The following is an 11417-nucleotide window of genomic DNA, read 5'->3' as shown; positions in this document are numbered from 1 at the left end:
TTGGAGATCTACCCGGCCGCGGGCGGCACGGCCGCATCGCCCGTCCTGATCCTCTATGATGCCTTCAATTGGGGCCGCCGGGCGCCGGCCCGGGAGATCGTCCATAATCTCGCGGCGGCGGGCGATATCCCGCCCATGCATGTCGTGCTGGTCGACCAGCTCGATGCGGAGAGCGAGCAAAGCCTCTATGGCGATCAGAGCGCCTTCATCGTCGATGAGCTCCTCCCGTACTTGCGCACGCAATCGGGCTGGCAATTGGCGCGCGAGAATGTCGTTCTGGGCGGTGCGTCGCGGCGTGGCCTGTCGGCGGCGATCACCGGGCTGACCCGGCCTGAGGCTGTGGGGGCCGTGCTGTCACTGTCGGGGTCATTCTACTGGTCACCGCCCGGCGAAGCGCCGCAATGGCTGGCGCGGCAATTGACCGAAGCGCCCGATGATGCGCCGCGCTTCCTGCTCGCCGCCGGCTCGCTGGAATATATCGTCACCTCGACCAATCAGGGCCATGTGATGCTGGAAACCAATCGCAATATGGCCGCAGCCCTGAGCGATACCGGCTATCAAACCGGTCTCGCCATCTATCCGGGCGGGCATGACATGGCGGCCTGGCGTCTGGCCCTGGCCGACAGCCTGCAGACGCTCTACGCGCCGGCAGACTAGTCAGGCCGGAGCCATGCCTATTTCAGCGGCTTGCCAACGGGGGCCGGGCTCGAGCCATTATTGCCGATCCGGCCGGCGACGAAATCATCATAATATTGCAGCCAGGCTTCCGAACGCACCGAAATATAGATCATCGGGCCGCCCGGATTTGAGCGGAAATTCGAATCCGTCGCGATGACGAAGTACTGATTGCCTTCGCGCACCATGAAAGGGGAACCGCTATCGCCGCGCGTGGTGTCGCAATTATGCGCCATCGTGTTGTCGTTGAAGACCTCGGTGATGCGGCAACCGATATTGCCTGACAGATGCGCGCCGGTATCCCAGCTATAGCCAGCCTGGTAGAGATCGGCTTGCCGGGCACCGTTATTGCCGGCGGTCTGGACCAGGCCGCGCACGCCGACATGGCCAATCTCGGCACCGAGCGGCCGGTCAATCCGTAGCAGGGCCCAGTCTGTGCCATCAATCTCGTCGGTCGAGCTGAAGCGTTGATCATCCCAGTTCGGGTCGATCATATAGTCGGTGACACGCGCTTCCAGCGGCCCGCCGCGGCGGTCATAGCCGGTGGTAAAGACGGCACGGGCGTCGATGCGGCCGTCATCATCGATGCAATGGGCCGCGGTGATCAGGACATCATCGGCGATCAGCGTGGCCGTACAGGCGCCGCCCGCTTCCATATCGATCTGGCCAACCGCATTCCACGGTGCCGCCGCCGTGTCCATGAAGACGCGGTCATCCCGGCCGAAGAAGTGATCATTGATCGTCAGCGGGCGTTCGCGGCCGATACAGTCGGCGCGGTCGGTGCGGGCGTCGCAGCGGCCATCACCGATGCCCGGTTCATTGCAGATCCCGTCGAAGGCAGTCTCGCAGCTGTCATTGCGAAAGCGCAGATCGATCACCGCGCCGCAATCGGTCAGATCGGTCGCCTGGGTACAGGCTCCGGTGCCAAAGCCGGGCTCGTCGCATTCGCCATCATTGGCCCACTGGCAGCTATCATCCTCGACGCCCTCGGCAATCCGCCAGCAATCGGAATAATCCGTGCCTTGCTCGCAGGCACCGGTGCCGATGCCCGGATCATCGCATTCGCCATCATTGGCCCATTGGCAGGTGTCGACGCCGCGATAGCTGGATGCCGAGACACCGCCATCGCGGGTCGGTTTCTGGATACGGTGCAACCAGCGCGTAATCTCGCGGCTGGACAGGGCGTCGGAATTCGCGCCTTCGAGGCGAGGCTCATCGGCCTGGCTCGTGGCGACACACATCATGGCGGCCAGTGCCGCGATCAAACCCGTACGCATAATTTCCAGCTCCCGCCCCCATAGACTGGCCGTTTATCGCGCGAACCCGCGCGCGGGCCAAGCCTGCAAACCGCCATTCTATCGTTCATGGAGATGACTATTGCCTGAACGAGACATTCAAACAGCGCTCAGATGCCATGTGGTCGAATGCAGGCTTGAACATCAGCCTGTGCAGGAGACTGTCATGAATATTGCCGCCAGACTTGCAGCCGCCGCCCTCCTCGCCTCGATCGGCATGGCCGGTTTCGCCGGCGTCGCCAGTGCCGGGACCTGGCACGCCAATGCGGCGGCTTGCCCGGATCTGCGCGAGGACCGTATCGACGCACGCCGCACGACCGGTCGGCTCGATCGCCGCGAGGATTTTCGCGATCGCCGCGTGATCAATTGCCCGGCCCATGCCTGGCAGTATTATCCGGACCGCTATGAGCGTTCCGACATGCGCCGTATGGCCTCACCGGGCACGGTCTATCTCGACCGGTCCGGGCGCTATTACGCGGTCGACCGTCGCGGTTCGTCTTACAATATCAATGTGATTATCGACTATCCGCGCCGGAACTCGGCCGTCGGACCACGTTTCGGCCGCCCGCTTGCCCCGAACCGGTTTCATGATCGCCGTGACCATCGCCCCCGCCATGCCCCGCGCGGTCATGGCCGCCGCCATTACTAGCGGGCACGGCTGATACAGCCGGTCGTCAGGCCCATAGGCGGCCTTCCAGATAGCGCGGCGCGTGGCCATACAGGGTCACGCGCCCGCCATTTGTTTCCACCTCAAGCATGCCGGGACGCGGACCGATCTGGCGCGCGCTCAGCCGGGACTTGCCGAGACGCTCGGCCCAATAGGGCGCCAGCGTGCAATGCGCCGAGCCGGTCACCGGATCTTCATCGACGCCGGAGGCCGGGGCAAAGAAGCGCGAAACGAAATCGCTTCGATCGCCCGGTGCCGTCAAAATAATATTGGTGTCGAGCTGGCGCAGCTGGCCATGATCGGGACGGGCCTCGCGCACCGCGCCTTCATCCTCCATCACCCACATCTGATAACCGGCGCCATGGATCCGGTCGATGCTCAGCACGTCGCGCGGATCGGCCGAGATGCCGAGGGCTGACCCGATGGCGCTGTCGCGCTCGCCGGGGCGGAAACCGATCAGCGGCAAATCCATCGCCAATCCTGTGCCATCGCGGGAGACCTCAAGCCGGCCTGACCGGGTGTCGAAGCGGGCCGTGCCTGGCGCTCCGAGGTCATATTCCAGCACCACAGCGCCGGCCGCCAGGGTCGCATGCCCGCACAGATCGACCTCGACCGTGGGCGTGAACCAGCGCAAATGCCAGGACTGCGCGTCGGCAGGCACCAGGAAGGCGGTCTCCGAGAGATTATTCGAGGCGGCAATCCCCTTCAGGACCTGATCATCCGGGAAGGCTTCCATCAGGCAGACGCCCGCCGGATTGCCGCTGAAAGGCAGGTCGGGATCGGCGAAGGCATGGATTTCGAAATAGGGAATGGAGGGCATTGACGGGCTCCCGGACGCGGCGGGCCGGGGCTACCAGCGCTCGCTTTGATGCGGTTGAAAGACGAGGTGAAGGTCGGGGTCAAGGCGGTCCAGCTCGGCGACAGTGTCGGCCGAGATCGGCGTCTCTCCGGCTATCGCGGCCAGGGCCTGAACGACGAGCGAATAGGCGGCGCTCCTCTGTTCGGTGATCTGGCGTGGCAAGGCGCGGCGCCAGTCATCGACCTCGTCGGCCAATGTCATGAAATCCCCTGGGCGATCCGTTTCCGGCAGCGCCTGCCAGGTTCCGATATCGATATAGGCCGCAGCGAGACGGTCGCCTTCCTCGTCCTCGAACAGATCAATTTCGATCAGCATCGCCTGATAGATCAGCGAGGATTCGATGACACCGCCGGCGCGCGGCACATCGCCGGCCCAGCGTGCGAAATAGGTGCGCGCCTGTTCGACCGGCCGCGATGCCGCCGACCCCCAATCGCCGCGCGTTTCGCGATTGAGCAGGGTCTCGTCGGCCGGGTCGATAATCATCACCATCGGGGTCGCATACAGCGCCGCGACACCAAAGCGGCGGATCACGTCATGGTTCTGGTCACGCCAGCCGACATCGATGAAGCGCGTGACATAATGCGCCTCGAGGGTGGCGGCGAGTTCGGGGTCCTGGAAATGCCCCGCCAGGCCGCGGCTGTCATGGCACCAGTTGGCGCCGAAAATGAGCAGCAGGTTTTTCTCCTCCGCCAGCGCCTCAGCCAGGGCGTCATCGACCACGGCCATGGCGGAATAATCCTGGTTGAAGGGCGAGGGTGAGCCGTCATCCGCCATCGATACCGGCGCAATCAGAAACAGGGCAAACAGGCTGACAAGCAAACGCATCACGACCTCGAAATGACAATCAGCCGGAGAAAAGCACGCCGCGCCGTCCAGCACCAGTCAAGCAGGTGTGAAGGGCGCGGCGCCTGGACTTACCCGGCGGCCAGCGCCGCCAGACGGGCATAAGTGCCATCATCCTTGCTGGCCAGCTCGTCATGACTGCCCTGTTCGACGATGCGGCCTCTGTCGAATACCAGGATGCGGTCGGCATCGCGGATCGTCGACAGACGGTGGGCGATGATGATGGTCGTGCGCCCCTTCATCACCGCTTCCATCGCCAGCTTCACATCGCGCTCGGTCTCGTTGTCGAGACTCGAGGTCGCTTCATCCAGGATCAGGATCGGGGCGTCGGTCAGAATGGCGCGGGCGATCGCCACGCGCTGCCGCTCACCGCCCGAAAGCTTGACCCCACGCTCACCCACAAGTGTGCGGTAGCCTTGCGGCAGGCTTGCAATAAACGAATGGGCATGGGCCGCCCGGGCGGCAGCAATGATATCGACTTCGCTCGCATCGGGTGATCCATAGGCGATATTCTCCGCGATCGTGCGGTGAAACAGCGCCGGATCCTGCGGCACCAGGGCAATATTCTGGCGCAAGCTCGCCTGCGCCACCCCGCGCACATCCTGGCCATCAATCTCGACCGCGCCCTCATTGACGTCGTAGAGACGCTGCAGCAACTTGACGAAGGTCGACTTGCCCGAGCCCGTCGCACCGACCAGCGCGACTTTCTCGCCGGGCTGGATGTCGAGCGAAAAGTCTCGATATAACGGGCGGTTCTGGCCTTCATAGGTGAAACCGACCCGGTCAAACCGGATCGCGCCGGCACCCGGTTCGAACGAACGCGCATCGGCGGCATCCTCCACCGTGCTCTCCTGCAGATCGAACACGGCGAGATCCTGCAATTCATCCATCGAGCGCTGAATCGCCTGCACCTGCTCACCAAAGCGGCGCATATAGCCTGACACCAGCATATAGGCCGCCAGCGCCGCAACGACATCGCCGGCCGAGGCCGCGCCGCGCGACCATTGCCAGACGAGCAATCCGACCAGGCCGGCCTGCATCGACAAATCGGTGACGATATTGACCAGCCAGGAATTGACGAAGCGCAGCCAGGTCTTCTTGGTCTCATTGCGCCAACGCCAGGTAAGCTCATGAAAACGCTCATCCTCACGTGTCTCTGCGCCAAAACTCTTGACCGTTGCGATGCCGCCGACAGCATCCGCCAGGGCACCGCCAATCTGGGAATCCAGCGCGTTGGAGCGCATGTTTTGCGGCCGGATATAATAGCGGCTCAGCATCAGGGATGAGGCAATGAAGGCGGCCATCACCACCAGCACCACGCCGCCAACCAGCGGCCAGCGCACCGCCATCACGCCCGCGACGCCCAGCATCACACCGAGCGAAGGCGCAATGCCGAGGAAGATATTGACCGTGATCGTGTCATAGGCCCACATCCCGCGCGTGATCTTGCGGACCACAGACCCGGCGAATGTGTTCGCATGCCAATCCAGCGAGAAGCGTTGTACCTTGCCAAAGGCGTCCGTCGTCAGATCGGCCATATTGGCCGAGGAGAAGGGCACTTCGCAGCGCGAGGCCATCTGGCGCACGAAATAATAGGTCACAGCCGTGCCGAGATAGAGCGCGAAGGCAGGCCAGGGCTGGCCCGTCTCGGGTCCGGCCGCGAGGGCATCAATCAGGCGGCCTGCAGCCACCGGGATGAAAACCTCGGCCACTGTCGCCAGCACCATGAAAGTGATCATCCCGGTCAGCAGGAAGGGGCGCCGCATCCATTGCCGGCGCAGGTAAGCCAGCACCTGTAAATTGGTCAGCGTACGAATGACGGGCGTATCGGATTCAGAAGTCGACATATTAGCAGCGGACCCGGGAGTCCGTCCTCAGACAAGCAGTGCATCAAACCTGTGGTGTGAAGAACGTCAGCGCGATCATGCGAGGCGGGGCTTGAAAGCAAGCGCGGCGAGGTCGCATGCGAAGGCGGCACGTTCAGCCACCGTCGAAGGTCAGATAGATCTGCTCATGGGTCTGCTCCAATATGTCGATTGGTCCGTAGGGGGTGGTTACACCGGGCTTTCGCCGCGGGGCAAGGCCGGGAGAGTCGGTTTGTCGCCTATCCGTCACGAGTGTGGCGGTGAGGGCACAGGTGGCTAGGCCTCAATGCCCGCAATACAGGCTTGTTCCAGCCCGGCCCGGACCGTGTCAGGCAGATCGATGATCTTGCGCGCATCGAGATCCATCGGGGCAGCAATCCCCTCCATGGTCCACCAGGGCTTGCCGGTCGCCGGGTCGAGTACCCAGTGGACGAGGTTTCGCACTTTCGGGCCGAAAGACTTCAATCCCGAGCGAACAAGATAGCCGTCTCCGGCACGCGGCCAGCGCCGTGGCAGAATACGGCATTCCAGCAGGGCCGATCCGATCCGGCCGCCGGCCTCGCCCTTGTGGAATGCCCATTCCTCGGGGAAGGCGTCCTTGAAATTCACCACTGAGTCGGAAATCCGGCCGAGCAGGACCTCGGTCCGCATACGGCCAAACACATCCACTTCGTCGGGGGTGAAACGGCCCTGACCGACATGGGCGAGGCCCAGCGAGTCGGCGCGCTTCAGGGATGCCGCCTGGCGGGACGCCGTTTCGGTAAGGCCGCGCGGCTGGGCAAAATCGGGGGTTTCCACCATCCGGTCCCGCAGTTGGTCGGCAAAGTGGCCGGGCCAGGGGAAGGCGCGGGCATCGCGCGGCGACACATGGGCGAGATCAATCCGGAAGCTGGCTGCCGGCTTGCCTGTGCCGCCATGACGCATGATCAGCACAGCCGAGCTGCCGGTTTCGCTGATCGCGGTCCAGCCCGCCTCGATCACCAATGGGGCACCGGGGCGCGCTTCGGCGAGAAAGCGGACGTGCAGGGCGGTCGGCAGCAGGGTGGCGTTGGCGTCGGCGCGGTGGATGGCATTGAGCCCGCTCTGCGCCGCCAGTCCGGCCAGCGCCTCGCTGGCCTTGGTCAGATAGAATTTCACATTCATATGGCCGAGTTCGTCGCATTCCCAGGCGTTTACATTGCCGCGCCAGATCTCGATCATCGCTCGAAAATCCTTCAGTGGTCGCAAAGGCTGCAATGGCCGAAATGCTCGATCACCGAGCGCTCAATCCGGAAGCCTTCCGGCCGGTGGGTGCTGACGGGGGCGCCATGACGTTCCTCGACCGCGCCGCAATGGGTGCAGATGAACAGCTCGGCGCAGCCATCCGAATGGGTATGAACCGTGGTGCAGCCAACAAAGGCGTTGAGGGCTTCGACCTTGTGAACCAGACCCAGTCCGATCAGGAAGTCGAGCGCCCGGTAGACCGTTGGAGGCTTGGCCGAGCCCGGGCCCGGTTTGAGGGCTTCCAGCAGATCATAGGCCTTCACCGGGCGGTCGGCGGTCAGGACGAGTTCAAGCACCCGGCGGCGGACCGGTGTCAGCCGTTCGCCCTGCCGGGAACAAAGTGCGTCTGCGGCCGCAAGGGCTGTGAGGGTGGAATCAGCGGTCATGGTCAGAATATCTAAACCCAGTTCAGCACAAAGCACACCCGCCTCTGCCGTATTGCCGGTTCGGGTCTGGCAGGACAATGGAACGGCGTATTCCGCCGGGCGGCGATGTCAGCAACCGGCCTGTCCGGCTGCGGGCGATGATTGTCATGCCCGACGGGTACGCCCCGATGAGAGCGATCGGCGGGGAACGGGCTGCCTCCGGCCAGATTGTGCCGGAATCGGACATCAGCGGTTTGGCCCGGGGCAATCGGCCAACACCATTGGGTCGTCGAATTCATGCTGCGCGTAACACCCTATGACATGTGGGCTGCAAGCCGCCGTATTCAAGCTGGTCACAGCCCTGATCGCGCTGCCGGATCGCGGCTGCGGGGTCCGGCACTTGTCTTGCAGACCCGTCATGCTTCTGTCCCTGCGTGGCTGCGTTGCCGCCATCGGGCATATCCGCTATCTAGCGCCGAAAGCAATGAAGGGGTTTTGCATAATGGCCGACGCACCAAACACTGAGCCGCGCCTTACCGGTTCGGTTCCGCTTTACAAAAATGTAGAGCCACTCAATCGCACAAAACACAAGTCCTATGGCGTGAAATCAGTCGCCCAACCCTTCAATTTCCTGAAGGACTGGCATTTTGTTCCGGCCATTGTCGGCGAATTTTCGGTCGCTAGCGGCAGCTACCCGATCATTTTCCTCGGCGACAAGAAAATGCCGGTTCTGGTCATGGGCCTGCGCCAGGGCACCAATGTTTTCGTCAGCGAAGACGGCCAGTTCGACCAGGACCACTACGTCCCCGCTTATGTGCGCCGCTACCCTTTCGTGAGCGCTTCCAATCCGATGAACGAGCCATCGACGGTTTGTGTTGATGTCGGTGCCGATTTCGTCGTGACGTCGAAGCCGGACGTGCCCTTCTTCGACGAGGCCGGCGAGCCGACCGAATACATCAATCGTGCCGTTGAATTCGTCTCGGCCTTCGAGAACGACGCCAAGATCACCGAGGGCTTTGTTGAACGCCTCACCGCGCTTGACCTGTTCGAGCAGAAAAACGTGCGCGTCGCCGATCCGAACAATCCGGACAACACGATCCCGGTTGCTGACTACTGGGGTGTTTCCGAAGAGAAATTCTCCAATCTTCCAACCGAGAAACTCGTTGAGATGCACAAGAATGGCGATCTGTTCGCGATTGCGGCTCATCTGATGTCCCTGCAACGCTGGGAGCGCATCATGCGCCGCGTTTCACTGCTGCAAGCAGCAGAACCGGCTGCGCCGAAGGCCTAGTCCAGGCCAATGGCATGAGATTCTGACGGCTGCGGCCGCGCTGCAAGGCGCGGCCGTTTGCTTGTCTGCGATCACCATTGCGCGATCAGGCTTCGACCCGGGACAAAACATGCCTATATGGCATTGACGGTCATCCCGCATCCGCTCCAGCCTTGAGGTTCATCCATGCGTCTTCTTGCCAGTCTCGCTACGGCCTTCGCTCTCTTGACGGGCTTTGCCGCTACCGCGTCGGCCCAGCCGGGCTGGGCCAGCAATGAACCCATTGTTGAAGCGAGCCTGGTCTCCGACATGGCCGTGGTGGCCCCGGGCGACACCTTCTACCTTGGCTTCCGGCAGGTCATGCCCGAGGGCTGGCACACTTATTGGCGCAATCCCGGCGATAATGGACTGCCACCGGAGGTGCGCTGGGAGGTGCCGGCCGGCGTCACGATGGGCGAGTTCGAATGGCCGGCGCCGATCGAATTGCCGCTCGCCGACACGATTCTCGACTACGGCTATCATGATGAGGTCGTGCTGCCTCTGCCGGTTGAGCTGTCCGCGGATTTTGCCGGGTCTGAACTGGTGATCACGGGGCATGCCAGCTGGCTCGTCTGTGAAATTATCTGTGTCCCGGAGGAAGGCACGCTGACCCTGACCCTGCCGGTCGCCGAACAGTCCGGGCGCGACGAGACCGGCTATTGGTACATCCAGGCGGCGCTCGATTCTGTGCCGCAGCCGGCGACCGGTCTGGACGCACGGGTCGGCTTTGGTGAGACAGCTGTCGTGCTTGAGCTGGAGGGCGGTGATTTTTCCGCCGTCGCGCCGGAGTGGCATGACCTCACTTTCTTCCCCTATGACGGCGCCCTGATCGAGCACGCCGCCGAACAACGCGCCGAGCGCGGCGAGGGTCTGGCGCGGCTGGTCCTGACGCGGGGTTACCGGGCCGATCCTCAGCTCGCTACGGCGCGCGGCGGGGTGTTGCGCTATACGCTGGGAAGCGGCGCGGGCGCCCGCGAACAGGCTATCGAGATCTGGGCCGAGCCCGATCCGGACATGGTGCTGCCAGCCACGGCCGGCGTGGCCGACAATGGCCCGGCAGCTGTGGTCGCGCCGGGGCTGATCGGCCTGCTCCTGCTCGCCTTTGGCGGCGGCCTCATCCTGAATCTGATGCCGTGCGTCTTCCCGATCCTTTCGATCAAGGTGCTGCAATTCGTCGAGGGCGCGCATGATGATCCGCACCGGGTGCACCGCCATGCCCTGTTCTTCCTGGCGGGTGTGATCATGAGCTTTGTCGCCCTGGCGGCCGTGCTGGTCGGATTGCGCGAATTTGGCCTGCCGGTCGGCTGGGGTTTTCAGCTGCAAGTGCCCGTCGTGGTCGCAGGCCTGACCCTGCTCCTGTTCGCGATTGGCCTCAATCTGCTCGGCATGTTCGAAATCGGCACCAGCCTGCAAGGCGTCGGTGGCGGTCTGAGCGAGAAGCCTGGTGCCCAGGGGGCCTTCTTCACCGGCGTGCTCGCCGTGATCGTCGCGGCGCCCTGCGTCGGACCACTCGCGGCCGGAGCGCTGGGGCTGGCCCTGACGCAGCCGGCGGTCATCGTCCTGCTCGTCGCGGCGGCGATGGGAGCCGGGCTGGCGGCACCCTTCGTGCTGGTCAGCTTCATACCGGCACTGCAGGCCTTCATGCCCAAGCCGGGCCGCTGGATGGAGCAGTTCAAGCAATTCCTCGCCTTTCCGATGTTCGCCTCGGTGCTGTGGCTGAGCTGGGTGCTGGTGATCCAGTCCGGCCCGTCAGGCCTGTTGCTGCTGGGTATCGGCCTGCTGGCCCTGAGCCTGGCGATCTGGGCGCGCAAACAGAAGCATCTCGCCTGGACGGTCATCGCTGTGCTTTCACTCCTGACCGGCCTCGGCGCGACACTGGCAATCGCCCGCCTGCCGGCGGCGACCAATGCGCCAAACCTCTCCGGTGGTGAAGAGGCGTGGTCGCGCGAACGCGTGGCTGAATTGCGCGCCAATGGGCAGCCTGTCTTCATCGATGTCACGGCGGCCTGGTGTGTGACCTGCCAGGTCAACAAGCTCGGCGCGCTCAGCGACCCGGCGGTCGCCGATGCGTTCGAGCGTTATGGCGTGGTGGAGATGCGGGCCGACTGGACCAATCGCAATGACGAGATCGCGGCCCTGATTGCCGAACACGGCCAGGCGGGTGTGCCACTCTATCTGGTCTATCCGGCCGATGGTGGACCGGCCCGGGTACTGCCCTCGGTGCTGACACGCGATATTGTCATCAACGCCCTGGCCGAGGCGGCAGGCTAGGCCGC

At 63.6% G+C, this 11417-nt stretch carries 10 protein-coding genes; 4 read left to right on the top strand and 6 right to left on the bottom strand.

The features are described from left to right. Window positions 1-657 (top strand): alpha/beta hydrolase (locus ACN0YJ_RS12860; protein WP_417496427.1); only part of this gene is annotated, 657 nt, incomplete at its 5' end. 17 nt (window positions 658-674) lie between these two features. Here the strand turns inward: ACN0YJ_RS12860 and ACN0YJ_RS12855 are convergent. Then, on the bottom strand, window positions 675-1952 hold the full coding sequence (locus tag ACN0YJ_RS12855; RefSeq protein ID WP_417496426.1) for a trypsin-like serine peptidase: 1278 nt from the start codon (window positions 1950-1952) through the stop codon (window positions 675-677). 184 nt (window positions 1953-2136) lie between these two features. On the opposite strand from ACN0YJ_RS12855, the gene ACN0YJ_RS12850 reads away from it, so the two are divergent. After that, window positions 2137-2619: a hypothetical protein gene (locus ACN0YJ_RS12850; RefSeq protein ID WP_417496425.1), complete on the top strand. Its 483-nt coding sequence runs from the start codon at window positions 2137-2139 to the stop codon at window positions 2617-2619. 25 nt (window positions 2620-2644) lie between these two features. On the opposite strand, the gene ACN0YJ_RS12845 is transcribed toward ACN0YJ_RS12850, so the two are convergent. The 5 genes from ACN0YJ_RS12845 to ACN0YJ_RS12825 form a co-directional block, all read right to left on the bottom strand. Then, entirely contained in the window at window positions 2645-3457 is an 813-nt protein-coding gene (locus ACN0YJ_RS12845; RefSeq protein ID WP_417477687.1) for a PhzF family phenazine biosynthesis protein, read from the bottom strand. A gap of 30 nt (window positions 3458-3487) precedes the next feature. After that, on the bottom strand, window positions 3488-4321 hold the full coding sequence (locus tag ACN0YJ_RS12840) for a thioredoxin family protein (RefSeq protein ID WP_417496424.1): 834 nt from the start codon (window positions 4319-4321) through the stop codon (window positions 3488-3490). A gap of 89 nt (window positions 4322-4410) precedes the next feature. Continuing rightward, window positions 4411-6186, bottom strand: coding sequence for an ABC transporter ATP-binding protein (locus tag ACN0YJ_RS12835; RefSeq protein WP_417496423.1), 1776 nt, complete (start codon window positions 6184-6186; stop codon window positions 4411-4413). Between the two features lie 294 nt (window positions 6187-6480). Further along, entirely contained in the window at window positions 6481-7404 is a 924-nt protein-coding gene (locus ACN0YJ_RS12830; protein WP_417496422.1) for a thioesterase family protein, read from the bottom strand. Between the two features lie 14 nt (window positions 7405-7418). Continuing rightward, complete coding sequence (locus ACN0YJ_RS12825; protein ID WP_417477683.1) at window positions 7419-7853, bottom strand: Fur family transcriptional regulator; 435 nt, start codon at window positions 7851-7853, stop codon at window positions 7419-7421. Window positions 7854-8148: 295 nt separating this feature from the next. On the opposite strand from ACN0YJ_RS12825, the gene ACN0YJ_RS12820 reads away from it, so the two are divergent. Both ACN0YJ_RS12820 and ACN0YJ_RS12815 read left to right on the top strand, forming a co-directional pair. Then, complete coding sequence (locus ACN0YJ_RS12820; RefSeq protein WP_417496421.1) at window positions 8149-9123, top strand: SapC family protein; 975 nt, start codon at window positions 8149-8151, stop codon at window positions 9121-9123. Window positions 9124-9288: 165 nt separating this feature from the next. Continuing rightward, a complete protein-coding gene (locus ACN0YJ_RS12815; RefSeq protein ID WP_417496420.1) occupies window positions 9289-11412 on the top strand; it encodes a protein-disulfide reductase DsbD family protein in 2124 nt (707 codons plus the stop codon). Window positions 11413-11417: the final 5 nt, after the last annotated feature.

Origin of the sequence: Maricaulis sp. (genome assembly GCF_048270095.1) — a bacterium.
Lineage (GTDB): Bacteria > Pseudomonadota > Alphaproteobacteria > Caulobacterales > Maricaulaceae > Maricaulis.
This window is presented reverse-complemented; position numbering and strand designations above follow the sequence as displayed.